General features: G+C 72.1%; 24 protein-coding genes and 1 riboswitch. Of the genes, 7 read left to right on the top strand and 17 right to left on the bottom strand.

The window, feature by feature from the left end; translation table 11 throughout:
- The first annotated feature begins 126 nt into the window (after positions 1-126).
- Positions 127-777, top strand: a complete 651-nt coding sequence (locus tag VJN29_RS01675) for a TetR/AcrR family transcriptional regulator (protein ID WP_324141726.1) — start codon at positions 127-129, stop codon at positions 775-777.
- Between the two features lie 70 nt (positions 778-847).
- On the opposite strand, the gene VJN29_RS01670 is transcribed toward VJN29_RS01675, so the two are convergent.
- Positions 848-1,147 (bottom strand): antibiotic biosynthesis monooxygenase family protein, encoded by a 300-nt coding sequence (locus tag VJN29_RS01670; protein ID WP_324141725.1) that lies wholly within the window; start codon positions 1,145-1,147, stop codon positions 848-850.
- 59 nt (positions 1,148-1,206) lie between these two features.
- Here VJN29_RS01670 and VJN29_RS01665 point away from each other — a divergent pair, with 59 nt between their 5' ends.
- Positions 1,207-2,043, top strand: coding sequence for a thioesterase family protein (locus VJN29_RS01665; RefSeq protein WP_324141724.1), 837 nt, complete (start codon positions 1,207-1,209; stop codon positions 2,041-2,043).
- 33 nt (positions 2,044-2,076) lie between these two features.
- Here the strand turns inward: VJN29_RS01665 and VJN29_RS01660 are convergent, their stop codons facing one another.
- The 3 genes from VJN29_RS01660 to VJN29_RS01650 all read right to left on the bottom strand — a co-directional run bounded on the left by VJN29_RS01660 (position 2,077) and on the right by VJN29_RS01650 (position 4,141).
- Positions 2,077-2,553 carry an OsmC family protein gene (locus VJN29_RS01660; RefSeq protein ID WP_324141723.1) on the bottom strand — a complete coding sequence of 159 codons (477 nt, stop codon included), beginning with the start codon at positions 2,551-2,553 and terminating at the stop codon, positions 2,077-2,079.
- 31 nt (positions 2,554-2,584) lie between these two features.
- Positions 2,585-3,601: an LLM class flavin-dependent oxidoreductase gene (locus tag VJN29_RS01655; RefSeq protein WP_324141722.1), complete on the bottom strand. Its 1,017-nt coding sequence runs from the start codon at positions 3,599-3,601 to the stop codon at positions 2,585-2,587.
- Positions 3,602-3,682: 81 nt separating this feature from the next.
- Entirely contained in the window at positions 3,683-4,141 is a 459-nt protein-coding gene (locus tag VJN29_RS01650) for a hypothetical protein (RefSeq protein WP_324141721.1), read from the bottom strand.
- A gap of 27 nt (positions 4,142-4,168) precedes the next feature.
- On the opposite strand from VJN29_RS01650, the gene VJN29_RS01645 reads away from it, so the two are divergent.
- Positions 4,169-4,432: a hypothetical protein gene (locus VJN29_RS01645; protein WP_324141720.1), complete on the top strand. Its 264-nt coding sequence runs from the start codon at positions 4,169-4,171 to the stop codon at positions 4,430-4,432.
- Positions 4,433-4,523: 91 nt separating this feature from the next.
- Here VJN29_RS01645 and VJN29_RS01640 read toward each other — a convergent pair whose 3' ends face one another.
- The 6 genes from VJN29_RS01640 to VJN29_RS01615 all read right to left on the bottom strand — a co-directional run bounded on the left by VJN29_RS01640 (position 4,524) and on the right by VJN29_RS01615 (position 12,123).
- Positions 4,524-5,738 (bottom strand): pyridoxal phosphate-dependent aminotransferase, encoded by a 1,215-nt coding sequence (locus VJN29_RS01640; RefSeq protein WP_324141719.1) that lies wholly within the window; start codon positions 5,736-5,738, stop codon positions 4,524-4,526.
- Positions 5,739-5,851: 113 nt separating this feature from the next.
- Positions 5,852-7,987, bottom strand: a complete 2,136-nt coding sequence (mptB, locus tag VJN29_RS01635; protein ID WP_324141718.1) for a polyprenol phosphomannose-dependent alpha 1,6 mannosyltransferase MptB — start codon at positions 7,985-7,987, stop codon at positions 5,852-5,854.
- The gene (locus tag VJN29_RS01630; RefSeq protein WP_324141717.1) at positions 7,965-8,561 is read right to left on the bottom strand and encodes a histidine phosphatase family protein; all 597 of its coding nucleotides are present in this window, start codon (positions 8,559-8,561) and stop codon (positions 7,965-7,967) included. The genes mptB and VJN29_RS01630 overlap by 23 nt, the downstream gene beginning before the upstream one ends.
- A gap of 2 nt (positions 8,562-8,563) precedes the next feature.
- Positions 8,564-9,043, bottom strand: a complete 480-nt coding sequence (locus VJN29_RS01625) for a hypothetical protein (protein WP_324141716.1) — start codon at positions 9,041-9,043, stop codon at positions 8,564-8,566.
- A gap of 41 nt (positions 9,044-9,084) precedes the next feature.
- A complete protein-coding gene (locus VJN29_RS01620) occupies positions 9,085-11,469 on the bottom strand; it encodes an ATP-binding cassette domain-containing protein (protein ID WP_324141715.1) in 2,385 nt (794 codons plus the stop codon).
- A gap of 6 nt (positions 11,470-11,475) precedes the next feature.
- Positions 11,476-12,123: an ECF transporter S component gene (locus VJN29_RS01615; protein WP_324141714.1), complete on the bottom strand. Its 648-nt coding sequence runs from the start codon at positions 12,121-12,123 to the stop codon at positions 11,476-11,478.
- Positions 12,124-12,215: 92 nt separating this feature from the next.
- Positions 12,216-12,333, bottom strand: a riboswitch (TPP riboswitch).
- 61 nt (positions 12,334-12,394) lie between these two features.
- Between VJN29_RS01615 and VJN29_RS01610 the strand changes: the two genes are divergently transcribed.
- Positions 12,395-12,811: a DUF4235 domain-containing protein gene (locus tag VJN29_RS01610; RefSeq protein ID WP_324141713.1), complete on the top strand. Its 417-nt coding sequence runs from the start codon at positions 12,395-12,397 to the stop codon at positions 12,809-12,811.
- 50 nt (positions 12,812-12,861) lie between these two features.
- Here the strand turns inward: VJN29_RS01610 and VJN29_RS01605 are convergent, their stop codons facing one another.
- Both VJN29_RS01605 and VJN29_RS01600 read right to left on the bottom strand, forming a co-directional pair.
- A complete protein-coding gene (locus VJN29_RS01605; protein ID WP_414654308.1) occupies positions 12,862-13,548 on the bottom strand; it encodes a response regulator in 687 nt (228 codons plus the stop codon).
- A complete protein-coding gene (locus VJN29_RS01600; protein ID WP_324141712.1) occupies positions 13,545-14,786 on the bottom strand; it encodes a sensor histidine kinase in 1,242 nt (413 codons plus the stop codon). The genes VJN29_RS01605 and VJN29_RS01600 overlap by 4 nt, the downstream gene beginning before the upstream one ends.
- 143 nt (positions 14,787-14,929) lie before the next feature.
- Here VJN29_RS01600 and VJN29_RS01595 point away from each other — a divergent pair, with 143 nt between their 5' ends.
- Both VJN29_RS01595 and ppdK read left to right on the top strand, forming a co-directional pair.
- The gene (locus tag VJN29_RS01595; RefSeq protein WP_324141711.1) at positions 14,930-15,139 is read left to right on the top strand and encodes a DUF1918 domain-containing protein; all 210 of its coding nucleotides are present in this window, start codon (positions 14,930-14,932) and stop codon (positions 15,137-15,139) included.
- Between the two features lie 125 nt (positions 15,140-15,264).
- Entirely contained in the window at positions 15,265-18,012 is a 2,748-nt protein-coding gene (ppdK, locus tag VJN29_RS01590) for a pyruvate, phosphate dikinase (protein ID WP_324141710.1), read from the top strand.
- 78 nt (positions 18,013-18,090) lie between these two features.
- Here ppdK and VJN29_RS01585 read toward each other — a convergent pair whose 3' ends face one another.
- Positions 18,091-18,768 (bottom strand): response regulator transcription factor, encoded by a 678-nt coding sequence (locus VJN29_RS01585; protein WP_324141709.1) that lies wholly within the window; start codon positions 18,766-18,768, stop codon positions 18,091-18,093.
- On the bottom strand, positions 18,765-20,546 hold the full coding sequence (locus tag VJN29_RS01580; RefSeq protein ID WP_324141708.1) for a GAF domain-containing sensor histidine kinase: 1,782 nt from the start codon (positions 20,544-20,546) through the stop codon (positions 18,765-18,767). Before VJN29_RS01580 ends, VJN29_RS01585 begins: the two co-directional genes overlap by 4 nt.
- 134 nt (positions 20,547-20,680) lie before the next feature.
- On the opposite strand from VJN29_RS01580, the gene VJN29_RS01575 reads away from it, so the two are divergent.
- Positions 20,681-21,253 carry a dsRBD fold-containing protein gene (locus VJN29_RS01575; protein WP_324141707.1) on the top strand — a complete coding sequence of 191 codons (573 nt, stop codon included), beginning with the start codon at positions 20,681-20,683 and terminating at the stop codon, positions 21,251-21,253.
- A gap of 33 nt (positions 21,254-21,286) precedes the next feature.
- Here VJN29_RS01575 and hutI read toward each other — a convergent pair whose 3' ends face one another.
- Genes hutI through VJN29_RS01560 form a run of 3 tightly spaced genes read right to left on the bottom strand, consistent with a single transcriptional unit; the run spans position 21,287 to position 25,088 of the window.
- A complete protein-coding gene (gene hutI / locus VJN29_RS01570) occupies positions 21,287-22,483 on the bottom strand; it encodes an imidazolonepropionase (RefSeq protein ID WP_324141706.1) in 1,197 nt (398 codons plus the stop codon).
- The gene (locus VJN29_RS01565; protein ID WP_324141705.1) at positions 22,480-23,817 is read right to left on the bottom strand and encodes a formimidoylglutamate deiminase; all 1,338 of its coding nucleotides are present in this window, start codon (positions 23,815-23,817) and stop codon (positions 22,480-22,482) included. Before VJN29_RS01565 ends, hutI begins: the two co-directional genes overlap by 4 nt.
- Entirely contained in the window at positions 23,814-25,088 is a 1,275-nt protein-coding gene (locus VJN29_RS01560) for an allantoate amidohydrolase (protein ID WP_324141704.1), read from the bottom strand. Before VJN29_RS01560 ends, VJN29_RS01565 begins: the two co-directional genes overlap by 4 nt.
- Between the last annotated feature and the right edge of the window lie 9 nt (positions 25,089-25,097).

Here is a 25,097-nt window from a genome sequence, read left to right as displayed (position 1 = left end):
GCTGTCGCGCCCTACTCTGCCCCACCAGCCGCGCGGGCGGACCGCCGTTGGGCGGAGATGCGGTTGTGGGCGACGCCACGGCGCCGACCGGAAGTAGGTCGCCACGCGGCGGGCCATCATGAGGGGGTGAGCATCGCGCGTGCGACCTACCACCACGGGGATCTGCGCCGGGCCCTGCTGGAGGCCGGGCTCGAGCTGGCCCGCGAGGGCGGGCCGGACGCGGTCGTGCTGCGAGAGGCCACGCGCCGGGTGGGCGTGTCCGCCAACGCCGCCTACCGGCACTTCGCCGACCGCGATGACCTCCTCGACGACGTCGTCTCCCTCGCACAGGGGCGCGCAGCCGACGTCATCGAGCAGGCGATGGCCGAGGTGGAAGACGGTGGCGACCCTCGGGCACAGGCGCGGGCGCGGTTCCGGGCCGTCGGAGTCGGCTACCTGCGTTTCGCCCTGACCGAGCCGGGCCTGTTCCGCACGGCGTTCGCGGTGCCGACCGACCTGAGCAGGGCCGCGTCGGCCGACGCGGCAGGCGCCGGCGGCCGGACGCCCTTCCAGCTCCTGTCCGACCAGCTCGACGAGATGCTGGAGACGGGCGCGCTGCCCCCCGGTCAGCGGGAGGGCGCCGAGCTGCTGGCCTGGTCCGCGGTCCACGGCCTCGCCATGCTCGCCATCGAGGGGCCGCTCCGGGACCTGCCCCGCAGCGCCATCGAGGCACTCGTTCCCCGGCTCGTCCGGATGGTCGACCTGGGCCTCGGCCTCGTCAACCCCGCCGACTCCTAGCCGACTCCCAGCCGACTCCCAGCCGACTCCCAGCCGACTCCCAACCTGGCGTCGCCCAGCTGGCCGAGTCCTACCCGCTGGAACCCTCAACCAAGAGGGTGCCACCGGCAGCCAGCGGCTCCATTGCCGCGTCCAGGTCCGCGTAGGCCAGTTCCCAGCGGTCGATGAACTGCTGCCAGGCCGCCTTGCTCCTCCACCCGTCCACGGTGATGAACCGGGTAGGACTCCCAGCGCTGCGGTACAGCTCCGTCCGCACGAACCCATCACCCCGAGCGAACAGCCTCGCCCAGTCACCGGTCGGACCGTACGCCGCGACGAAGCCGTCGACCCGGTCGGCGGGCACCTCGTACTCCCAGACGCGAAGGAACACAGCGCGCAGCCTGCCATGGTCGGCGAGGCCGGATCCATCAGGGGTCATAGGGTTGACGGGTGGGCACGACGAACGTCTCTCCGGAACAGCAGCCCGACCCCGAGTTCGCGCTCGAGGACGTGCCCGCCTTCTACCGGCGACTCGACGATGCCGTGTTCGCGCCCACCGTCCACGTCCAGGGCGCTTGGCGCGACGACGAGCAGCACATGGCCCCGGTCGGCGGCCTCCTCACGCATGTCATCGACCTCCACGAGCCGCGCGACGACATGCAGCTCGCGCGAGTGAGCTTCGACATCCTCGGCGTGATCCCGGCTCGACCGAGCCACGTGTCCGTGCGGACGACCCGGCCGGGGCGCAGCATCGAGCTGCTCGAGGCGACGCTCTCCGTCGACGATCGCGCCGTCGTCCGAGCGAACGCCTGGCGCCTGGCCGCCCACGACTCGTCACCGGCGGCCGGCATCGAGTTCGAGTCGATGCCCGGCCCCGAGTCCTTCCCGGCTTGGCACGCCACCGAGGTCTGGGAGGGCGGCTACATCCGCGGCGTGGAGTTCCGCGCCGACCCCGAGCGCCGCCCCGGCCGCACTCGCACGTGGATCCGCAGCCCCCACCCCCTGGTCGAGGGTGAGGCCTGCTCTCCCACCGCCGACCTCATCCGCCTCGTCGACACGGCCAACGGCATTGCCGTGCGAGTCTCGCCGCAGGAGTGGATGTTCCCCAACGTCGACCTCACGATCCACCTCTTCCGCGAGCCCGTGCGCGGCTGGGTCGGCTTCGACACCAAGGTGACCATGGGCACGACGGGGATGGGCCTGACCTCCACGACCCTGCATGACGAGCTCGGGCCGGTCGGCCGGGCAGAGCAGCTCCTCACCGTGCGCCCGATCGGCAAGACCTGAGGTGTGACCCGCGCAGGACCAGCCCGAGACGGATCACTCGATGCGGGCGGTCACCTCGGCGCCGAGCATGACGGTCCGGCTCACGGTGCAGAACTCCTCGTGCGACCGCCTGACCAGGCTCGGCAGGATCTTGCGAGCGGCGTCGCCGCCGTCGCCGTCCGGGAAGCGGATCCGGAAGGTCACCTCGATGTCCTTGAGGTGGTTGCCGTGCTCGTCCTTGACCTTGTCTGCGGTCACGTCGATCTGGAAGCTGTCCGGCTCCGCACGGCGCGTCGTCACGGTGTCGACGTCGACGGCCGTGCAGGCGGCGATCCCGGCGAGCAGGAGCTCGACCGGTGAGAGCTCCTCGGTGCCCGAGCTCGTCGTGATGGAGCCGCCACGGTCGTTACGGACGGTGTAGCGGCCCACGCTGTCCCGGGTCAGCGTGACGTGACGCACGTCCGCAGCTCGGGGACCGGAGGAGTCCGTGGCGCGTGGGTCACGGGTGTGATCAGAGGTCTGCTCGGACATGGGCCCAGCCTTCCAGACGGTGGATCGGGGGTCAGGACCACACGTCCGCGAGCAGCTCCAGCGAGCGCTTGCGGATCTCGGGGTCGAAGGCGCCGCACGTCACGATGACCTCGTCGACGCCGGTGGCCTTGGTGAACACCTCGAGGTCCTCGCGCACCTGTTCCGGCGTGCCCACGAACGAGACCCGGGTCATCTCCGCGACGGCGGCCCGCTCGGCCGGCGACCAGGAGGCCAGCAGCTCGTCCGGGGTGGCGTCGGCCGGAGGCAGCAAACCGCTCCTTCGGTTCGTCACGATGCTGCGGAACCGCTCGAGCACCGACGTGAACTGCCGCTCGGCCTCTGCCTGGGTGTCAGCGACCATGACATTGGCGCCGGCCATGGTGTGGGCCGCGTCGAGGCCACCGGTCAACGGGGAGGGCTGGAAGCCGCGCCGGTACACCTCCAGGGCGCTCATCAGCGCTGCCGGCGCGAAGTGCGACGCGAACGAGTACGGCAGCCCGAGGGCGGCGGCCACCTGCGCGCCGCCGTGGCTCGACCCGAGGATCCAGATCGGCACGTTGGTCCCCTCACCGGGGATGGCCCGCACGGCCGCGGCGGGGTCCGGGTCGCCGAGGTAGCCCATCAGCTCCCGGACCTCGGCGCCGAAGTTCATCGCGGCGGCTTCGTTCCGTCGCAGGGCCCGCGCCGTCGCAGGATCGGTGCCCGGGGCTCGTCCGAGGCCGAGGTCGATCCGACCCGGGTGCATCGTCGCCAGGGTGCCGAACTGCTCGGCGACGACGTAGGGGGCATGGTTCGGCAGCATGATGCCGCCGGCCCCCACGCGGATCGTCGTGGTGTGGTTGGCAACGTGGCCGATCAGCACGGCTGTGGACGACGACGCAACCCCACGGAAGTTGTGGTGCTCGGCCATCCAGTACCGGCCATAGCCCCACTGCTCGGCGTGCTGGGCGAGGTCGACGGTCTGCTCGATCGCTTCGGCCGCGGCGCCGCCCTCCGCAATCGGGACGAGGTCGAGGATGTTCAGCTGGGCACGGTTCGCATCGGTCACGTGGGTGCCAACCGGATCGGGCCGGGACTTCTTCCGGGCCTCTCACCCGAAAGCTGTTCACTCGATCGGGAGAAGGGGAGGTCAGGGGAGGTTGAGCTCGGCGACCTGGTCCGTGTAGTCGGGGCACAGCGAGTCGACGGCCGCTGCCATGAGCTGCTTGGTCCGCAGCTGCTCGCCCTCGTTGCCGAGCGGCTGGTCCGCATCGTTCCTGGCGATCTCGCCCAGCGTGACGCCGCCGTTCTGGAGCGCCCAGCAGACGGTGGTCGCGGTCTCGAGGTCGTCGGCGACCGTCGCGCCGGTCACCGCCGCCCCACGCTCGCGCGCGGCCAGCACGAACTCCGCCTGCTCGGCCGAGATGGTCGGCATCGCGGCCACGACGTCGGACGGCAGGTCCGCGCGCCTGGGAGCCGAGCTGCAGCCGGCGAGGCCGCCTCCGAGCAGACCCACGACGAGCCCCGTGGCGAGCACCTTGGCGAGCACCGTGGCGAGCACCGTGGCAGACCTGGGGGGACGGCGGACGTGCAGCGAGCGACGTGGCATTCGGTTCTCCATCGTTAGGCTGAACGCGTGGGTCCAGCTGATCATCCCCGCCTGGCGTCCGAGGCGCCGCTGGCGAGGTCCGCTCTCGCGGTCGCCGTCGCGGGAGTGATCTTCGGTTTCTGCTTCGTGCCGCAGCTGCTCGGGATCGCCCTCGGCGGGATCAGCCTCACCCGGGAGCCGAAGGGACGCCGCCACGCCACCCTCGCCATCGCCCTGTCGCTCGTGCTCACCGTCGGCTGGGGCATCGTGCTCGGCGCCCTGCTGAAGTGGTGGGCCACCTCCCAGATCTGAGCATCCGGGTCAACCAACCGGATGTCCAGGGCGGCTCCCGCACAGTTGGCGGCCGGAGCGCGCCTACTTCCGGTTGGTTGACCCGTGCCCCTCACTGGGAGTAGGTGGACAGGAAGCGCTCGAGGCGTCCGACCGCGTCCTCGAGGTCCTCGATCCTGGGCAGGAAGACGATCCGGAAGTGGTCATGGGTCGGCCAGTTGAAGCCGGTGCCGTGCACGACGAGCAGCTTCTCCTCGCTCAGCAGGTCGTAGGCGAAGCGCTCGTCGTCGAGGATGCGATGCACCTTGGGATCGAGCCTCGGGAACAGGTACAGCGCACCCTGCGGCTTGGTGCACGACACACCGGGAACCTGGTTGAGCAGCTCCCACGCCCGGTCTCGCTGCTCGACCAGCCGCCCGCCCGGGAGGATCAGCTCGTTGATCGACTGGTAGCCCCCGAGGGCGACCTGGATCGCGTGCTGGGCCGGCACGTTCGCGCACAGGCGCATGTTGGCCAGGATCTCGAGGCCCTCGATGTAGCTGCGCGCGTGCTCCTTGGGGCCGGTGAGCACGAGCCAGCCCGCCCGGAACCCGGCCACCCGGTAGGCCTTGGAGAGGCCGTTGAACGTGAGGCAGAACAGGTCACGTGCCAGCGAGGCGATCGACGTGTGCTTCGCGTCGTCGTAGAGGATCTTGTCGTAGATCTCGTCCGCCATGATGATCAGCTGGTGCTTGCGGGCCAGCTCGGCAATCCCCGCCAGCACCTCGGTCGGATACACCGCTCCCGTCGGGTTGTTGGGGTTGATGACGACGATGGCCTTGGTGCGGTCGGTGACCTTGCGGGCGATGTCGTCGAGATCGGGTGCCCAGTCGGCCTGCTCGTCGCAGAGGTAGTGGACCGGCGTCCCACCCGACAGCGACGCGGCGGCAGTCCACAACGGGTAGTCCGGCGCCGGGATGAGCACCTCGTCACCGTTGTCCAGCAGCCCCTGCATCGCCATGACGATCAGCTCGCTGACGCCGTTGCCGAGGTAGATGTCCTCGATGTCGACACGCGGGAAGGCGCGGACCTCGTAGTGCTGCGCGATGGCCCGTCGGGCGCTGACGATCCCCTTGCTGTCGCTGTAGCCCTGCGCGGTCGGCAGGGCCTGGATCACGTCGACGAGGATGTCCTCGGGCGCCTCGAAACCGAAGGGCGCCGGGTTGCCGATGTTGAGCTTGAGGATGCGATGCCCCTCGTCCTCGAGTCGCTTGGCCTCGGCGAGCACCGGTCCGCGGATCTCGTAGCAGACCGTCGCGAGCTTCTTCGACTGGGAGACCAAACGCATTCGTACAGGTTCTCAGGTGGTCGCCCCAGCGGCGCCGTGATTCTCGTCATGTGGCCTTCCCGCGTGGCCGAGGCGGCAGGAGTGGCCGTATGCCGCTGAGCTCGCCGGGTGCCTCAGTGCAGGAGGCACGCCAGCGAGTTGGCCTCACTCGTGGCCGTGAGTCGGACGCCGACGTCACCGCTTGGCGGGCTGACTCGTGCCGTGAGCTCCCGGCCGCCCTCGAACGCATGCAGCACCGCCGTGCCGCCCTCCTGCTGCCCCCGTGCCCAGCCGAAGGCTCGGAGCCACGTCTCGACGTCGTCGACGGACGGTCCGGTGAGCGAACCCCACGTGAGCTCGGCCCACCCCTCGTCGGTGATGCCGCACGGTGACCGAGAGCTCGCTCCGAGCGGTGGGAACTCCCGTCCCACGTCGCGGATGCGGGCCATCATCGCGTCATGGGCCGCGACGTCGTCAGCGGCGACCCTGGCCGTCCACGCCCAGACGACGAAGCCGATCAGCACGAGGAGTGGCAGCGCGAAGAGGAGCCAACCACGGCCGCCGCGTCGCCGTGGGACGGTCGTCGTTGTCGTCGCCCATCCCGAGCCGGCTCCCTGGAAGGCCGATCCGGGCTCGGAGGGTGAGGGCCGCGCGCGCACGCGGCCATCATTCCGCACGGGGGCGGATGTCAAGGGCCGGTTGAGGTCGAGGATTCCTGACCACTCGACCCGCCGGGCCCAGCGCAGGCCGCTCCACGCCAGGAGCACCGCGGCGACGACGGCGACGGGAACTCCGATCGCCGTGGTGGTCAGGCCGAGGCTGTAGCCGTCGGGCAGCTGTGCAAAGCACAGGACGGTTGCCACCACGGGCAGCCAGCGCTCGAGACGATCGGAGGACGACGCTGTCCCAAGGGTGGCGGCGAGCAGGGGCAGCGCCCAGAGGAAGTACCAGCCGAGGAAGACCGGCGCGAGGATGATCAGGGCGAGGAAGGCCCAGCCGGCCGCCCGCACCACCCGGGCGCGCTCTGCCTCGACGCCCTCGACCGTCCCGGCCGGCTTGGCCACCCCGAGCCAGACGAGGACGAGGATGACCACAAGCAGGACGAGACCGAGGGCGCGTGCGACGGAGATCGCGGGGTCACGCCACTCGGGTCGACCGAGGACGTGGCCGACGGCTCCGACGGCCATCCCCAGGCTGGTCGGCAGGGAGGTCCACTGTTCGTTGCGCCCGGCCGTGTCGGCCGGGTTGAGCCAGGCGAACCCGAGGCCCGATGCCCGGCTCACGAGGGCCATCGGGATCGCCGCCGCGACAGCGGTGAGCGCCAGGCCGGACAGCACCTCCCGTGGCCGGAGTGCCGCCAGCCACGGCTCGCCGGGGTCGCTGGTGTCGTCCGTCCCCAGCCGGGTCGCGGCCATGCGGCGGGCCCAGATGAGGGCGATGAAGGGCAGTGCGACCACTGCCGTGACCTTGACCATGGCGCCCAGAGCCACGACGAGCGCGGCGCGGACGAGCAGGCCGCGCAGGGCCAGGGCGAAACCGGCGACGACCGCGGCCACCATGACGGCGTCGTTGTGGGCACCGCTGACGAAGTGAGCCCCGACGAGCGGTGCCGCCACGGCCAGCCACGCGGCGGTGCGTGGCGACGTGCCGACGCGACGCGCCAGGTCCGAGACCGCCCACGCCATGACGACGACCCCGAGGACGGCGACGAGGCGGAGCAGGAGCAGGGCCACCCACAGTCGGTCACCGGCCAGGGTGGCCGCACCGCGCGCGATGAGCAGCCACACCGGTCCGTAGGGTGCCGGCGTGTCGAGCCAGGTGGGAGCGGTCGACGCCGCCCATTCCGACTCCAGGTCACGCACGCCGTGCTCGTAGGGGCTGAGGCCCTCGGCCCACAGCGCACCCTGCGCGGCATAGGAGTAGAGGTCTCGGCTGTAGAGCGGGACCGATGCGAGCAGCGGCGTGAACCACAGCGCCGCCGTCACCCACCACCACCGCTCCGTGAGCGGCGCCGCCCGCAGCCGCCACCACGCGAGGACGAGCACCGCCATGGCCACGATGGAGACGGTGGCGGCCAGCGGCGATCCACCGGTCTCGGCGGTGGGCGAGAGGCCGGGCCAGAGGATCCGCGAGTGCAGCTCCGGCCTCGAGCCGGACCCCCAGGAGGATGCCGCGAGCGCGACCGCCGCTGCCACGCCGACGAGACGCCACGCAGTGGACCGTCGAGTGGATGACGGCTCTGGCGCCTCAGCCATGGGTGATCGGCTCATCACCCCATGCGAGGAGCCGCCAGCCGGCGTCGGGGTCGCCTTCGAGCGTCAGGACCAGGGTGTTGTCGACCCGGCGCGCCTGGAGGAAGGCCGGCTCGAGGCGGACCGCCGCCGCGACCCAGACCCGCATGGCCGCGCCGTGGCTGACCGCGACGGCGGACTCGTGCCCGTCGCCGGCGATCCGTCGGATCGCGGCCTCGTAGCGAGCCATGAACCGGATGCCCGAGTCCCCGCCCGGGATGGTGTGCTCGGGGTCGTCGCGCCACCGCTGGACGGCGTCGACGAAGGGTCCCCACTCCGTCGCCATCTCGTAGTCGCCGGCCTGGATCTCCCGCAGACCGGGGAGCACGACCACGCCGAGCCGGAGCGCGGATGCCAACGGCTCGGCCGTCTGCTGCGCGCGGACGAGGTCGGACGTGTAGATCGCGCCGAGGTCCTCACCGGAGAGCCGCTCGGCGAGCGCCCGAGCCTGGTTCCGGCCCGCATCCGTCAGGTCCAGTCCCGGCACGGCCGTGTCGAGCTGGCGGGCCACGTTGGCGTGGGTCTCGCCGTGCCGGACGAGGAAGAGCCGCATGGTCATTCGTCCTTGTCGGTGACGCCGGTGAGGCACTGGACGGTGGCCGGGTCGACGTCCTCGTCGGAGTAGAAGCTGGCCGCCTCGACCGGCACGGTTTCGCCGGCAGGGACACGGAGGTCGAGCTCATGGACGGTGAGCAGCGTGGCGTCGGCGGACGAGACGAGGGAGATCGCGATCGTGACGTCGAGCTCCTCGCCCGTCTCGTTGGCGAGGGTGCCCCGATAGCTCCACACACCGCCCGACTCGTCGCAGGAGGTCGTCGTGAGCAGCTCGCCGAGGTCGAAGAGGCCGCCCGTCCCCGCGGCCGAGGTGCCCACCGACTCCGGCTCCGTCCGAAGCGGAGTGATCGTCGGCTGGATCGGAACGCTGACGGTGCCTTCGTCCGTCGGCCCCGGGTCGGGCTGACCGCAGCCAGCCACCCCGAGCAGGGTGGTGGCCGCGAGAGCGAGCCCAGCGGCATACGTCATCGGCGTGCGCACGTGGCCATTCTGCACTGTGCCGACCCTCCCTCCTGTCGGCGTCAGGCGGGCAGGAGGACGCGAGCCGCGACCCCTGAGACGATGATGACCACCCCGGCGAGCAGGGCGAGGTTGTCGGCGCGGCCCCACGGCGCGTCGGACGCCCACGTGCGGCGGCGGGCCTCGGCGAAGCCGCGGGCATCCATGGCCAGGGCCAGGTTCGCGGCCTGGCCGAGCGCACCGACGAGCAGCCCGCCGGTGACGACGACGGCCTCGCGGAACCGGGCGACGACACCACGGTCGGCGCGGATGCCACGGACCCGCCGCGTCCTCGTCAGGTCATCCCAGAGGGCGTCGAATGCCTGGACCCGCTGTAGCGCGGCCGTGGCAGCGACCACGGGCCGAGCCGGGAGTCGGAGCCGCTGGGCCAGCTGGTCGCCGAGGCGCTCGGGGTCGATGTAGCCGACGACGAACGCTGAGGGCACGACAAGGCAGAGCACCCGAAGGGCGGCCCCGGCGGCGACCTCGAGGTCGCGTCCGCCGAGCAGCCACGCGGACCATGCGACACCGACGACGGCGAGGCCCGCCGGGGCGAGGCGGGCGAGGACCCGCCGGATCCGGCCAGTCGGGCGGCGTCCCGGGCCCGGCGCGATGAGTGCGAGGAGGCCGAGGATCACCTCGACGCCGAGTACGGCGAGGCCCTGGCGCCAGGTCTCGAGGACGGCGGGCAGCGGGAGGACGCTGAGCCCGACCGCGAGCAGGGCCAGCGGTCCGGCGCGGGCCACGAGCGGCAGGCGCTCTGGCTCCGCGGGAGCCGGTCCGGGCTGGGGTGCGCTGAGTCGGAGCGTCTGGTCCGCTCGGTCGATGGCGCCGTCGTCGTGGGTCGTCACGACGAGGGCGGCCCCCTCGTCGCGCGCGGCCTCGAGCACCCCCACGACGGCGGCCCAGGTGAGGCGGTCCTGCCCTACGGTCGGCTCGTCGGCGAGGAGGAGCGCCGGGGCGTGCAGAATCGCCGAGGCGACGGCGAGGCGACGCTGCTCACCCCCGGAGAGGTGTCGTGGATCCACCTCGGCGAGGCCACTCAGGCCGAGGGCGGCGAGGACCTCGTCGGCGCGTCGCTCGCCCACCTGCGGGTCCAGGCCGAGCGCCCGCGGGGTGGTCAGCACGTCGTCGCGGACCGTGCGCCCGACGAGGGCGGACGCGGCCCGCTGCGGGACCCAGGCGACGACTCGGGCGAGTTCGGTTGAGGACCATTCGTGCGGAGGCGTCACCCGCTGCTGCGGCGTCGCCTCGCCACCGGAACCCGCCGGCGTGAGCGGCAGCGCGAAGTCGACCCGGCCCGACGACGGCGCCGTCAGCCCGCCGAGCGCTCCCATGAGGGAGGTCTTCCCGGAGCCGCTCGGGCCGACGAGCGCGAGGACCCGGCCGGCCCGGACATCGACGTCGAGGTCGCGGACCGCCGTGGTGGTCCGGCTCTCTGCGCCGAGCAGGCGCGAGCGGTGCTCGATCGAGACGTCCCGCGCCGCGACGACGACGTCGGCCGGGTGAATGCTTCCCGCCGCGACGCCGGAGTGGTCGTGCCAAGCGGTGAGCCGCAGGTCGAGCGGCTCGGGCTCGTCGACTCCGGGCACCCAGATCCCTTCGGCCACAAGCCGATTCCCGTGTGCAGCGAGCACGGAGGCCGGCGGACCGTCGGCGATGACGGCTCCCCCGGCATCGAGGACGACGAGCCGGTCGACCAGGTCGACCCAGCCGGTCAGGCGGTGCTCGACGACGACGAGCGTCAGGCTGCGGCGGCGGGTCACCTCGTCGACGAGGTCGCGCACGGTGCCCGCTGTCACGGCGTCGAGCATCGCGGTCGGCTCGTCGAGCAACAGCACGCTCGGCTCCATCGTGAGCGCTCCGGCGAGCGCCAACCGCTGGGACTCACCACCGCTGAGCGTCGTCGGGGCGCTGTCGGGGCCCATGGTGAGCCCCACCTCCGTCAACGTCGAGGCGACCCGGGGCGGCATCTCACCACGAGGCACCTCGACGTTCTCCAGCCCGAAGGCGACGTCGCGCCCGATCGTCGAGGCGACCACGCCCGCACCCGGGTCCTGCAGGACCAGGCCGACCGCTCCGGGCCGGTCCTGCGGAGCCCGGCCATCGATGGTCACCTCGCCCGAGAGGTCCCCGGAGTCCGCGGTGAGCAGCAGCCCCGCGATGCCTCGCAGGAGCGTCGACTTGCCGGAGCCGCTCGGCCCGGCGAGCAGGACCCGCTCGCCGGGCGCGATCGTCAGGTCGAGCCCGTCGAGGACCGGCCGGCTCCGGCCGTAGGGACGCCACGTGAGGCCGCTCACCGTGACCTTCCCGGCCTGAACCTCCCCGGCCGGCGCCTCCCCGAGGTTGAGGCATTCGGCCGTGGGTTCCCTCGGCGTGTTCACCTCAGCCGGATTCGGATCGGGCATGGCACATCAGACCGCGTGGCGCTCCCTGGCCTCCTGTCCCGGCGGGAACGCGTTGAGCGCGCCGGCCGCCGCGAGCCCGCGCGTCAGGGCGACCGCGAGGAGCGAGCCGAAGATCGCGACCGACCCGCCGAGGAGGAACAGGTAGGCCCACTTGTACCCCATGCTCCACTCCTGCCAGTACGAGTACCACTCGTAGACGGCCTCCAACGCGCCGCCGAGGAAGCCGCCGAGCAGGAGCGGCCCCCAGCGGAACGTCGCGTAGCCGAAGGCCGCGAAGCCGAGCTCGACGCCGAGGCCCTGGACGATGCCGGAGACGAGCGTCGTCATGCCCCACTGGGTGCCGATGAGCATCGAGACGATCGCCGCGAGCACTTCCGTGAAGATGGCCGCGCCGGGCCGGCGGATGACGAGCATGCCGACGATCCCGGCCACGAGCCACGGCCAGGCGAAGAGCGCGCCGAGCGGTGGGAACCCGGCGGAGACGGCGCTCGACGGCGCCTCGTAGGCCAGGCCCCAGGCCCAGTAGGCGACGCCGAACGCGACGCCGAGGAAGGCGCAGGTGAGCAGGTCGATGGTCCGCCACCGAGTGAGCTGACCCGATGCGTGGATCTCGCGGTTCCCGGTGGGCTGGGTGACCGATTTGGACGTGGTCATGATGGGTGACTCCCGTGGTTTCCGATAAGGGTGGATACCTCGGGGAGGGCACCCAGCGGCATACGTCATCGAAGTGACGAGCCACGTGGGTGTCCTGAGAATTACCGACTCCCTTCGCCGGTGCTAACCGGAGCAGGTTCGAGGGTCTGCGGCCTCCGTGATGTCACCGGGCCGCACTCTCAGCGCTACTGCGCTCCCCTGTCGTGAAAAGGGTGGTGCTGTTCAGTTGTCCTGACGACTCTACCCCGCCGGTGGTGGGTACAGTCACTGCATGGCGAGGGCGGCGAACGAACCGACGCAGCAGGACGAGCAGAAGCAGTCAGCACTCGGCGGAATGGTGTGGGGGGTCTTCAGCTTCGGCTCCACGGTCATGGCGACAAAGCTCGCGACCACCATGGCCTCGAAGGGCTGGAAGCTCGCGACGGGCAGGTCGGTTCCCGTGAAGGGCGACTACGACAACGAGAAGACGCGAGACGTCGTCGCGTACACGGCCGTCTCGGGCATGCTCATGGGCGCCATGAAGGTCGCGGCTGAGCGGAAGGCCGCCGAGTACTTCCGCCAGTCCACCGGCCACCTGCCCAAGGGGCTCGTGCACACGAGGCTGACCCGCAGGGAGAAGAAGCAGCACAAGAAGCTCGAGAGGGCCAAGGCCAAGGCCGAGCAGGGGATCAAGAACCTCACCCGTTGACTCCTGCGCCACGTTCGCGGGCCTTCGAGCGCCGGCGGCCGGCGCCGGGTTCAGTGGTCGCCGACCCGGACCAGCCCGGTCTCGTAGGCGAGGACGACCATCTGCACCCGGTCGCGCAGTCCGAGCTTGGCCAGGATGCGCCCGATGTGGGTCTTCACGGTGGCTTCCGCCACGAAGAAGGAGTCGGCGATCTCGAGGTTGTTGAGTCCGCGGCCGACTGCGACGAGGACCTCGTGCTCTCGCTCGGTCAGGACGTCGAGCCGGGAGCGCGCGGCGTCCGGCGGCGGCGACTCGATGAGCGGCAGGAACTGGTCGAGCAGCCGACGTGTCGGCCCGGGCGCGACGACCGCGTCCCCGGTGTGCACCGCCCGGATCGCGGCGAGCAGCTCCGACGGGCCGGCGTCCTTGAGGAGGAAGCCCGCGGCGCCGGCCCGCAGCGCCGCGTAGACGTACTCGTCGAGGTCGAAGGTCGTGAGGACGAGGACCTTCGGCGCTGGGCGGTCGACCGTGCCGCGGGCCACGATCCGCCTCGTCGCCTCGATCCCGTCAAGGCGTGGCATCCGGACGTCCATGAGCACGACATCGACGTCGCGACCGGGTAGGGCGTCGAGCGCGGCCTGGCCGTCACCCAGCTCGGCGACCACGTCGACGTCCGGTTCCGCGTCGAGGACCATCCGGAAGCCGGCCCGCACGAGGGCCTGGTCGTCGACGATCATCACCCGGATCCGGTCCGTCACCGCTGCTTCTCCTGTGCCGTCCAGTACTCCGTCGGTGCGGGACTGTCGCTCGTCACCGGCAGTGTCACCGGCAGCGTCGCCCGCACCTGCCAGCCACCGCCCGAGCGAGCGCCGGCCGTGAGCACGCCACCGTGGAACGACACCCGCTCGCGCATCCCGGGGAGGCCATGACCGAGCCCGTCGTCGCGAGACGCACCACCGATCCCGTCGTCGGAGACGGTGATCCGGAGTGCGCCGGGAGTCCGCTCGACCGCCACCTCTGCCGCTGCTCCGGGGCCGGCGTGCTTCATGACATTGGTGAGGCCCTCCTGGACGACGCGGTACGCCGCCAGGCCCAGGCCGACCGGGACCGCGCCATGCCCATCCAGCTCCTCCCGCATCGTGACCCGGACGCCGGCAGCACGCACCCGCTCGACGAGCTCACCCACCTGTTCGAGGCCACCCGCGGGGGCGAGCTCGGCCCCCGACGTGGGGTCACGCAGCACCCCGACGAGCCGCCGGGTCTCCGAGAGGGCGTCGCGGGCCGTGGCACCGATCGTCGTGAGGGCGGCCACCGACTGAGGTGCGGTGTCCCGGGGACTGCGCTCAGCGGCATACGCCGCCCCGTCCGCTTGCACGACGATGACGGACAACGCGTGCGCGACGACGTCGTGCATCTCCCGCGCAATGGCCGCCCGCTCCTCCTGGGCGGCGAGCTGCAGCTCGCGTTCCCGCTCACGCTCGACGCGCTCCGCCCGATCCCGCAGGTCGGCGATGCGCTGGAGACGGGTGCGCTTGAGGTCCCCGAGCATCCAGGCCGAGAGCGCGGCGGTCGCGCAGGCGACGGTGGTCGCCACCATGGCGGTCCCGCTCGCGAGCTCGCCGTTGACGCTCGTGAAACGGAGGCCGGCGACCACCGATCCGACCGCCGCCACGCCCAGCCCGGACAGACGCAGCCTGCGGCTCGGCTCGTAGGCGGCGAGCGAGTAGATCGCGACGAGGAAGGCGACGTCTCCCGGTAGGACGTTGCTCACCGGGATGACGCGGAGCGCGAGGGCGAGGCTGACGGCGACGAAGGCGAGGGTGGGCCGCGTGCGCCGCACGACCAGGGTGAGGAGGAGCAGACCGAGAAGAACCCAGTAGCCGGGCAGCGAGCCGGTGTACGGCAGCCAGTTGAGCAGCGCCAGCACCGCGGCCAGCGGGATGTCGAGGAGCCAGGGTCGACGCTGGAACCAGTCGTAGACGGAGCCCTCCTTCACGCCCCGAGCCTAGATGGCCCGGTGAGCGACCGCGTCAGACCAGGGGCTGACACCGGTGATCCGCGCGTACCCCTTCCGGCAAGCCCACCGAGATGATGTGCTTGGACCGGTACATGTCGACCGTCTCGAGGAGGACCGGATCCATGAAGGCAGCCGTCGGAGACCGAATCACCATGGCGGCCGAGCACGTCGGCGAACGCGTCCGTGAGGGCACGATTCGCGAGGTGCACGGCGAGAGCGGGGCTCCGCCCTACCTCGTCGAGTGGTCGGACGGACACACGGGTCTGATCCACCCCGGCCCCGGATCCGTGCTCAAGTGCGAGCCGGCGGAGACCGGCAACCCCACGACGTGACGAACGCCAGGGACCAAGGTCCCTTCTGTCCCCCTGGGGTGTGCGGCGCAGGATGCGAGTAGGCGGGACCCCTCGTCAGCCTGCGCCATGAGGCAGGGCCCGCCGCGCAACAGCTGGAGAGTGCCATGACTGCCTCGGAGACCACCACCGCCCACCGCCCGTTCGTCCTCGAGTTCCACGAGGGCGATCGCACGATGGCCGAGCTGCTCGGCGGCAAGGGCGCCGGGTTGGCCGAGATGACCCGTCTGGGGCTGCCCGTCCCGCCCGGCTTCATCATCACGACGGACGCCTGCCGCGCCTTCCTCGCCGCCGGGGGCGACCCCGAGGGGCTGTGGGACCAGGTCGACGCCGCTCTGGCCGACCTCGAGCAGCGCTCCGGCCTCACGCTCGGCGACCCGGAACGACCCCTGCTCGTGTCGGTCCGGTCCGGAGCGAAGTTCTCCATGCCGGGCATGATGGAGACCGTCCTCAACATCGGGCTCAACGACGACGTCGTCGCCGCCCTGGCCGAGCGCGGGGAGGCGCACTTCGCCTGGGACAGCTACCGGCGCCTCGGCCAGATGTACGGACGCACTGTTCTCGGCGTCGAGGGCTCCCGCTTCGACGACCTGCTGACCCGGGCGCGTGCCGACGCCGGAGTCGCCACGGACGCGGAGCTCGACGTGGCGCACCTCCAACGCCTCGCGAACGACTTCCGGGCGATGATCGTCGAGGAGACCGGCCAGGAGCTGCCGCAGGACGCGCGGGTCCAGCTCCGTGAGGCGGTTCGCGCGGTCTTTCGCTCCTGGAACGGTGAGCGGGCCCGCCTCTACCGAGCCCACGAGGGCATTCCGGACGACCTCGGGACGGCCGTCAACGTCGTCCAGATGGTCTTCGGCAACCGTGGCGAGCGCTCCGGCAGCGGCGTCTGCTTCACCCGCAACCCGGTGACCGGCGAGGCCGGCGCATTCGGCGACTACCTGCCGGACGCCCAGGGCGAGGACGTCGTCAGCGGGGTGCGCAGCCCGATGGACCTCTCGGAGCTGCACCGGCGCGACCCGGAGATCCACGCGGAGCTCTCGCGCCACCTCGAGGCCCTGGAACGGCACTACCGCGACCTCTGCGACGTGGAGTTCACGGTGGAACGCGGCCGCCTCTGGATCCTGCAGACCCGCCTGGGCAAGCGCAGTCCGGCCGCAGCCTTCCGCATCGCGGCCGAGCTCACCGACGAGGGCGTGATCGACCTCGACGAAGCCCTGACCCGGGTGAACGGCCACCAGCTGACGACCCTGCTGCACCCCTCCTTCGGGGTGGGCGAGGCCGCACCGCTGGCGACCGGTCTGGCGGCGAGTCCCGGAGCGGCCGTCGGGCAGCTCGTCTTCGACGCCGCCACGGCGATGGAGTGGGCCGCGCTCGGGCGCGACGTCGTGCTGGCCCGTCCGGAGACGAGCCCCGACGACTTCGGCGGGATGCTCGCCGCCAAGGCGATCATCACCTCGCGCGGCGGGCTCACCTCGCACGCCGCAGTCGTGGCCCGGGGGCTCGGCAAGACCGCCGTGACCGGGGTCGAGTCCATGGCCGTCGACCCGGCAGCTCGGGTGGCCACCTTCAACGGGGACCACGTCCTCGGTGAGGGGGCCGTCGTCTCGGTGGACGGCGGCTCTGGCGAGCTCTTCGAGGGCAGCCGCGAGATCCAGGCGAGCGTCGTCGCGACGGCGATCGAGCAGGCCTCAACACCTGACTCGAGTGACTCGAGTGACATGCTCAGCCGGACCAACGACGCGACGGCTCGCGCCGTGCTGCGACTGCTGGAGCACGCCGACAAGAACCGGACCATGGGCGTCCGGGCCAACGCCGAGACGCCCGAGGAGGCGCGCGCGGCGCGCCGCTACGGCGCGGACGGCATCGGCCTGTGCCGCACCGAGCACATGCTCATGGGCCCCCGCCGGCAGCTCGTCGAGCGCGTCGTGACCGATGAGGACGCCGCTGGCGCCCTGGCCGAGATCGAGGCCACGGCGCTGGACGAGTTCACCACGCTGCTGACCGTCATGGAGGGCCTGCCGGTCGTCGTCCGGCTGCTCGACCCGCCGCTGCACGAGTTCCTGCCCAACCTCGTCGACCTGTCCGTGGAGGCGGCCGTCGCCGCTGCCATGGGCGAGGACGCCGATCCGGTGGCCGAGAAGCGCCTCGCGGCGGTCCGTCGGCTGCACGAGGCGAACCCGATGCTCGGGCTGCGGGGCGTCCGGCTGCTCCTGGTCCACCCCGAGGTCGCCGAGGTGCAGGTGCGTGCACTCGCCGAGGCCGTCGCCCGGCTCGCCGAGCAGGGCCGCGACGTCCGGCCCGAGGTCATGCTGCCGCTCGTCGCCGAGGTCGCCGAGCTGACCAAGGCGCGCGAACGACTCGAGACCGTCATCGCCGGCGTGGCCGCCAAGCACGGCCGGGACGTCGAGATCCCCGTCGGTGTCATGATCGAGCTGCCCCGCGCCGCGCTCACGGCGGGAGACCTGGCCGCCCACGCCGACTTCTTCTCCTTCGGCACCAACGACCTGACGCAGACGACGTGGGGCATCTCCCGGGACGACGCCGAGGCGAGCTTCCTGGCGCTCTACCGGGAGCAGGGCATCGTCGCCAGCGACCCGTTCGAGACGCTCGACGAGGTCGGCGTCGGGGCGCTCGTCCGCGAGGCCGTGGAGCAGGGTCGCCGCACCCGGCCGGACCTCGAGCTCGGGGTCTGTGGCGAGCACGCCGGTGATCCGACGTCGATCGGGTTCTTCGCCAGGGTCGGCATCGACTACCTGTCCTGCTCGCCGCCGCGGGTCCCCGTGGCCCGGCTCGAGGCGGGCCGCCAGGCCGTCCTCACGGCGGGTTCGCACGCCACGTCCGACACGAGGTGATGGGACGACGATGCCGTATGCCGCTGGGCGGGCTTGCCTGGCAAGCCCGCCCAGCGCTGCGGCTGGGTGCGTCGGCTCTCAGCTGGTCGGTCGGCCGTGCTGCTCGCGGTGGGTCGCGGCGTAGACGGCGGCCTGGGTGCGGGTCTCCATGCCCATCTTGCTGAGGACCGACGAGACATAGTTCTTCACGGTCTTCTCCGCGAGGCCGAGGCGGTCGCCGACCTGGCGGTTCGTCAGGCCGTCGGCGACGAGGTCGAGGATGCGACGCTCGACCGGTGAGAGCGACTTCAGGCGCGGGTCCCGCTCCTCGCGGGAGGCCCAGCGCTCGCGCAACGCCTTCGCGTGCGGATGGTCCGACAGGTCCTCGCCCGCGGCGACCCGCCGGATCGCGGCGACGATTCCCTCGCCGCTCAGCTGCTTGAGCAGGTAGCCGGACGCACCGGCGAGCACGGACGACACGAGCGCCTGGTCGTCGTCGTACGACGTCAGCATGAGGGCCCGGATCCGGGGGTCCACCGAGCGGATCTCACGGCACACCTCGATGCCGGACCCGTCCGGGAGCCGTACGTCGAGCACGGCGACATCAGGGAGCAGGGCCGGGATGCGTCGGGCCGCCTCCCGCGCCGAGCCGGACTCGCCGACGACCTCCATGTCCGCACTGCCCTCGACGAGCTCGCGCAGGCCCCGCCGGACTATCTCGTGGTCGTCGAGCAGGTAGACCCTGATGGGCCGCTGGGTGGCCTCTTCCGCACTCATCTGGTTCCCTCGCGTCCTTCCCTCGAGCCGATCCTCGGCACGTGCCAGCGCAGGGCCGTACCAGCGGACCCTCCTGTGCGGATCTCCAACGAGCCGCCGTGCGCCGTGGCCCGGTTTCGCAGGTTGACCAGGCCGCTGCGGGCCTCGGCCGGGTCGAAGCCGATCCCATCATCGACGACGTCGACCGACAGGCCACCAGAGCCACCAGAGCCACCAGAGCCCGCTGAGCCCCCTGAGCCCCCTGAGCCGGCTGAGCTGCCTGAGCCGCGTGAGCCCCCTGAGCCGCCCGAGCCGTCGACGCGGACCGTCGCCGAGCCGGCGTGGGCGTGCCGCGCCACGTTGGCCAGCCCCTCGCGGACGACGGCGACGACGTCAGCGCGGAGCTGCTCGGGCATGGGTGCCAGCCCCGGCGAGACCGTCACGTCGGGCACGAAACCCAGGCTCGCGGCATACGACTCCGCGATGCCGCGCAGGCTGGCGAGGAGGCTCTCGCCGGGGTCCTCCCTGTGCAGCTCGAAGATCGCCTGGCGGATCTGCCGGATGGCCCGGTCCAGGTCGTCGACGGCCTTGCTGACGCGAGTGCGGACGACTGGGTGCTGGGCCAACGGCACCGCCGACTGGAGGGACAGTCCGGTCGCGAAGAGCTGCTGGATGACGTTGTCGTGCATCTCGCGGGCGATCCGCTCGCGCTCCTCGAGCAAGGCGACCCGCCCCCGGTCGGCGTGGGCCTGGGCGGCGAGGATGGCGACACCGGCCTGCACCGCGTAGGCCGCCTGCAGCGGCAGGGCGTCGCGCGCGGTCGACTCCTCCTGCCGCTCCCACCCGGTGATGAGGACGCCGATGCCGCGAGGTCCGGTGCCGAGGGGCACGAGGGCCACCGCAGTCGTGGCGTCGAGCCCGAGGACGGCGCGAGCCTGCTCCGCCGGCCTGGCCCTGGGATCGGCCGGTCCACCGGGCACCTGGAGAAGCGGCTGGCGGGCCTCGAGCAGCTCTTCCCACTGGCGGCCGGGGAGGATGGCTCCGGACGGCTCACCCGACGATGGGACGCTCGACGCCGGTCCCCGGTCGATGGCCCGGATCTCGAGTCGCCCCGCCGGATCGAGGACGGCCACTGCCGTGACCAGGGCGTCGCTCAGCTCGCGCACCTGGGCGGCCATCAGGGCGACCGAGGGGTCATCGGACTCCGACTCGAGCAGGGACTGGACGAGCTCGCTCGTGGCCACGGACCACTGCTGACGGATCTCGCTCTGGGCCAGCAGGCGGGCGTTGTCGAGGGCCGCGCCGGCGGCACTGGCGAGCGAGACGAGCAGTGCCTCGTCGTCGCTCGTGAAGACGCCACCATCGAGCTTCTCGGCGACATAGATGTCGCCGAAGATCCGGTCGCGGATCCGGATCGGGGCACCGAGCAGGGTCCGCATCGGCGGATGGTTCGCCGGGAACCCCACCGACTGGGGATGCGCCGTCAGGTCGTGCAGGCGCAGGGGTCGCGGGTCGGTGAGGAGCAGACCGAGCACCCCGTGGCCCATGGGCGGGGGTCCGATCGCCGCCCCCTCCTCCGGGGTGATCCCGTGCGTGTAGAACCCCGACAGGGACCGTCCGTCTCGTCCGAGCACCCCGAGAGCGCCGTAGCGGGTGCCGAGCAGCTCGCACGCACCGGACACGATCCGGGAGAGGACGTCGGGGAGCTCCAGATCCGCGCTCAGCGGCGTGATGGCGTCGACCAGCGAGCCGAGCCGGTCGTCGACGACCTGCGCGCGCGTCACCGGGCTCGCCTCCATGTGCCGATCGTATGCGGGGCCGTCGTTCTCGGGCCGGTTCCTCCCAGACCGCACCATCGGGACCTTCGGCCCTCGTCGTCCGCCGGCCGCTTTGCTGTGCTGGATCCGTCGGTTCAGGATCCAAGGAGGCCACCATGCGCGCACGAGTCGGAGACCGCATCATTCTCGCTGCCGAGCACATCGACGAACCCACGAAGGACGGCGAGATCCTGGAGATCCGCGGTGCCGAGGGTGCGCCGCCCTACGTCGTGCGGTGGTCGAACGGCCACACCGGACTGATCTATCCCGGACCCGGTGCCGTGCTGAGGATCGGCGCGACGGAGGCCGCGCCGGCACAGACGGCTGCGGCACCACCCATCCCCGCCGCGGCGGCCAGCCCGGCGTCGGCGCCCATCCCCGCGTCGGTGCCAGTGACGGTGCGCAGGAGTCCCGAGGTGGGCCACGTCCGCGAGTGGAACGTGCGCGTGTCGATCTTCGAGTCGGGTGACGAGACGAGCGCGAACGTCGTGCTCATCGCGGACTCGCCGGAGCCCCTCAGCGCGAGGGGCACCGCACACCGGTCATCCCACGACCTGGGGGTGCCCGAGATCGGCGACGAGGTCGCCGTGGCCCGGGCGCTGCGGCACCTGGCCGACAAGCTCATGGAGACTGCCGAGACGGACGTCTCGGTGATGACAGGCGAGGAGGCCCATATCCGGGCCGTCTGAGCCGAGGCCGCGCGACGTCACCTCGGCGAGGCCTCAGGGCTCGTACGCCCGCACGAGTGGGACGCCGGCGCGGTACGACAGGTGCAGGTGGCTCGGGCCGTTGACCACCCCGAGCTCGGCGGGCTCGCCGACAGCGAGACGCCGGTCCAGCGCGAGCGACCTGCCCGATGCGGCCGTCGAGGCGTACAGCGCCTCGGCGGGCGTCATCCCCATCTCCCGCACGGCCAGGGCGATGACGAAGGGGATCGACGACGAGTAGCAGGTGCCCGGGTTGCAGTCCGAGGCCAGGGCGACATCGACCCCGGCCTCGATGAGCCGGCGCGCGTCCGGATAGGGCGACCGCGTGGAGAACTCGACGCCCGGCAGCAGCGTCGCCACCGTGGTGCCGCGCGCCGCCGCGAGCGCCTCGACGTCGTCGTCGGTGAGGTACGTGCAGTGGTCGACGCTCGCCGCCCCGAGCTCGCAGGCGAGCTGCACCCCGGGACCGTGGCCGAGCTGGTTGCCGTGGACGCGCAGGGCGAGGCCGCGGTCCCGGGCCGCCGTGAGGATGGTGCGTGCCTCGTCCCCGTCGAAGGCGTGCTTCGAGTGTGGCTCGCAGAACACGTCGACGTATGCCGCTGGGCTCGCTTCCAGCCCATCGGCGAGGAGGGCGTCGAGCATGGGTCCCGTGACGAGGTCGACGTAGTCCGCCCTGCGGTCGCGGTACTCCGGCGGGACCACGTGCGCGCCGAGGAACGTCGTGTGGGGCGTGAGCTCGCGCGCGATCCGCAGGGACCGGAGCTCGTCCTCGATGGTGAGCCCGTAGCCGCTCTTGATCTCGACCGTCGTCGTGCCCTGGGCCCGCATCTCCGTGACGCGGCCCGCCACCAGGGTGCGCAGCTCGTCGTCCGTCGCGGCGCGGGTCGCCGCCACCGAGACGGCGATGCCGCCGCCGTCGTACGCGGTTCCCGTCATCCGGGCCGCGAACTCGGCGGAGCGGTCGCCGGCGAAGACGAGGTGGGTGTGGGAGTCGACGAAGCCGGGGATGACGGCGCGTCCCCCGAGGTCCCGGCGGTCGTCCGCGTCGGGAGCGTCCGCAGCCCGGCCAACCCACGCGATCACGCCGCCACTGACGACCACGGCTGCCTCGCGGATGATCCCGAGCAGCCGGTCCGCCGGGTCGGCCTGCCCCTCCCCCCACGCCGGGTCGTTGGTGACGAGCTCCGCGATGCCCGTGAGCAGCGTGCTCACGCGCCGACCGCGGCGCTGACGACCCGCTCGATCGACGTCCCGAGCAGCCGGCCGACGTCGCCGAGCCGGTGCTCGCCATCGCGCACGACGATGTCGCCCCCGACGACGACGGCCGATACGTCAGACGCGACGCCGGAGTAGATGATCTGCTCCGGGGCCGAGCCGGCGGTGTTGACCGTGTCGGTCCGCACCGTCACGAAGTCGGCGAGCGCTCCCTTGGACAGGTGTCCCCCGTCGGACCAGCCGAGCGCGCGATAGCCGTTGAAGGACGCCGCCTGGAGCAGGTCGGCGGGTGTGAACCGGTCCCGCTCGTTGGTCACGAGCCGTTCGTGCATCTCGACGCCGCGCAGTTCTTCGAAGGGGTCGATGACCACGTGCTGGTCCGAACCGAGGGAGAGCGGGGTCCCCGCGTCGTGGAGCGCCCGGCCGGGCCCGATGCCATCGGCGAGGTCCCGCTCGGTCGTGGGGCAGAAGCACGCCCCCGTGCCCGTGCCACCGAGCAGCTCGATGTCGTGCTCCGTCAGGTGGGTGGCGTGGATGCTCGTGAGGTTGTGGCCGAGCGCGCCGGCGTCGTCGAGCAGCTCCGTGGGCGTGCAGCCGTAGTACATCTGGCAGGCCATGTTCTCGCCGGGCTGCTCGGACAGGTGGACGTGGAGCGGCATGGTGCCCGATGCCTCGACGACCTTGGGCAGGTCCTCCTTGCGCACCGCGCGGATCGAGTGGATCGCGGCACCGAGTCTCACCCGGTCGTTCTCGACCCGACGGGCCAGCATCCGCTCGGCCCAGGCGTCGACCGACCCGTCGCTGAACCGCCGTTGTCCGGGATGCAGCTCGACGTAGCCGCCGCCGTTGAGGCCACCCTCGAGGTAGCACGTGTCGAGCAGGGTCATCCGGATGCCGGCCTCATCCGCCGCCTGGCGCACGGCGAAGCCCATCGCGTTGGGGTCGCCGAACTTCTTGCCGCCGGGCCGGTGGTGCACGTAGTGGAACTCGCCGACGAGGGTGAAGCCCGCGAGCACCATCTCCGCGAAGACCGCGCGGGCGAGCGCGAGGTAGGTGTCCGGGTTGAGCTGGGCGGCGACCTGGTACATCTGCTCGCGCCAGTTCCAGAAATTGCCTCCGCCGCCGTTGACCCGTCCCCGCAGGGCGCGATGGAAGGCATGGCTGTGGGTGTTGGCCATCCCCGGCAGCGTGACGCCCTCGAGGATGACGTCGCCCGGCTCCGGGTCGGCGTCGACGAACACCTCCTTGAACAGGCCCGACGAGACGACGAGCCGGACCCGCTTGGCGAATCCACCTGTCAGGAAGGCGCTCTCGCACCAGAAAGCCGTCATGCGTGGAGTCCCTCCGTCTGCGTCCCTGCGTCTCGATGGCCCGACGTGCACAGCTCGGTGACGACCGCGGCGAGGGCCGCGACCCCGCGATGGCAGTCCTCAGGCTCGGCGAACTCGGCCGGTGAGTGCGAGACCCCCGTCGGGTTGCGGACGAAGAGCATCGCGGTGGGGATCCCATGGGTGGCGAGGATGCCCGCGTCGTGCCCCGCTCCGGTCCCGAGCAGGGGTGCATCAGGCAGTATGCCGGTCAGCCGGCTCACGAGCGCGGCGTCGAAGCGTGTCGTCGGGGTCCACGACTCCTCCTCATGCGTCCCACCGAGCCCGCTCGCCACGTCGAGGACGCCGGCCACGGTGGCCAGCACTGCGCGCTCCGCCGGGCCACGCGCGTCCAGCCACGCGGTCACGTGACTCGGCACGGCGTTGACCCCTCCCGGCTCGACGCGCACCTTGCCGACGGTGGCCACGCAGCCCAGCTCAGCGGCATACGACCTCGCCTCTTGGACGACGGTCGCGAGACCGAGCATGGCATCGCGGCGGTCCTCGAGGCGCGTCGTTCCGGCGTGGTTGGCCTCGCCCGGGAGCTCGATCCGCCACCGGCCGTGCGGCCAGATGTCCGTCCCGATGGCGACTGCACGCGTCGCGTCGCTGAGGTCGCCGGGAGTCGATCCGTCGGGGTCGAGCGCGAGCGCCCTGCCCTGCTCCACGTGCAGCTCGACGAAGGCGTGCACCCGTCGGAGGGCCTCCTCGTCGGGGCCGAGCGCAGCGGGGTCACGGCCCGCGGCGCGCCAGGCCTCGGCCATCGTGATGCCGTCGGCGTCGGTCAGGCCGCGGGCCCGGTCGGCGTCGAGAGCACCAGTGATGATGCGGGAGCCGGCGCAGGCGATCCCGAAGCGGGCCCCCTCCTCGTCGACGAAGTTGACGACGCCGACGGGCCGGGCCGGTGTGACGCCGGCCGCGCGCAGGGCGTCGATGGCGGCGAGGGCGCTGACGACGCCGAGCGGACCGTCGAAGCCGCCGCCCTCCGGCACCGAGTCGAGGTGGCTGCCCATGACGATGCCGGGGATCGAGTCCGGGTCACCCCACCAGGCCCACTGGTTGCCGGCGCGGTCCTCGGTGAGGGCGAGACCACGCTTCGCGCACTGCCCGGCGAACCACTCGCGCAGGTCGTGGTCCGTGCGGGTCCAGGCGAAGCGCCGGTAGCCGCCGGTCGAGCCGTCCCGACCGAGGGGCGCGAGCTCCGCCCACATCCGGTCGAACCCGGTCGTCACCATCGACTCCAC

Origin of the sequence: Intrasporangium sp. (assembly GCF_035280925.1) — a bacterium.
GTDB lineage: Bacteria > Actinomycetota > Actinomycetes > Actinomycetales > Dermatophilaceae > Intrasporangium.
Note: the sequence above shows the minus strand (reverse complement) of the source record. Positions and strands in the feature narration are given on the sequence as shown.

What these genes read in the sequence shown, in the direction of transcription:
- VJN29_RS01660 (WP_324141723.1), bottom strand. Translation starts at nt 2,553, where the DNA reads ATGTCCGAGCAGACCTCTGATCACACCCGTGACCCACGCGCCACGGAC.
- VJN29_RS01650 (WP_324141721.1), bottom strand. Translation starts at nt 4,141, where the DNA reads ATGCCACGTCGCTCGCTGCACGTCCGCCGTCCCCCCAGGTCTGCCACG.
- VJN29_RS01640 (WP_324141719.1), bottom strand. Translation starts at nt 5,738, where the DNA reads ATGCGTTTGGTCTCCCAGTCGAAGAAGCTCGCGACGGTCTGCTACGAG.
- mptB (WP_324141718.1), bottom strand. Translation starts at nt 7,987, where the DNA reads ATGAGCCGATCACCCATGGCTGAGGCGCCAGAGCCGTCATCCACTCGA.
- VJN29_RS01630 (WP_324141717.1), bottom strand. Translation starts at nt 8,561, where the DNA reads ATGCGGCTCTTCCTCGTCCGGCACGGCGAGACCCACGCCAACGTGGCC.
- VJN29_RS01620 (WP_324141715.1), bottom strand. Translation starts at nt 11,469, where the DNA reads ATGCCCGATCCGAATCCGGCTGAGGTGAACACGCCGAGGGAACCCACG.
- VJN29_RS01615 (WP_324141714.1), bottom strand. Translation starts at nt 12,123, where the DNA reads ATGACCACGTCCAAATCGGTCACCCAGCCCACCGGGAACCGCGAGATC.
- VJN29_RS01610 (WP_324141713.1), top strand. Translation starts at nt 12,395, where the DNA reads ATGGCGAGGGCGGCGAACGAACCGACGCAGCAGGACGAGCAGAAGCAG.
- VJN29_RS01595 (WP_324141711.1), top strand. Translation starts at nt 14,930, where the DNA reads ATGAAGGCAGCCGTCGGAGACCGAATCACCATGGCGGCCGAGCACGTC.
- ppdK (WP_324141710.1), top strand. Translation starts at nt 15,265, where the DNA reads ATGACTGCCTCGGAGACCACCACCGCCCACCGCCCGTTCGTCCTCGAG.
- VJN29_RS01585 (WP_324141709.1), bottom strand. Translation starts at nt 18,768, where the DNA reads ATGAGTGCGGAAGAGGCCACCCAGCGGCCCATCAGGGTCTACCTGCTC.
- VJN29_RS01580 (WP_324141708.1), bottom strand. Translation starts at nt 20,546, where the DNA reads ATGGAGGCGAGCCCGGTGACGCGCGCGCAGGTCGTCGACGACCGGCTC.
- VJN29_RS01575 (WP_324141707.1), top strand. Translation starts at nt 20,681, where the DNA reads ATGCGCGCACGAGTCGGAGACCGCATCATTCTCGCTGCCGAGCACATC.
- VJN29_RS01565 (WP_324141705.1), bottom strand. Translation starts at nt 23,817, where the DNA reads ATGACGGCTTTCTGGTGCGAGAGCGCCTTCCTGACAGGTGGATTCGCC.
- VJN29_RS01560 (WP_324141704.1), bottom strand. Translation starts at nt 25,088, where the DNA reads ATGGTGACGACCGGGTTCGACCGGATGTGGGCGGAGCTCGCGCCCCTC.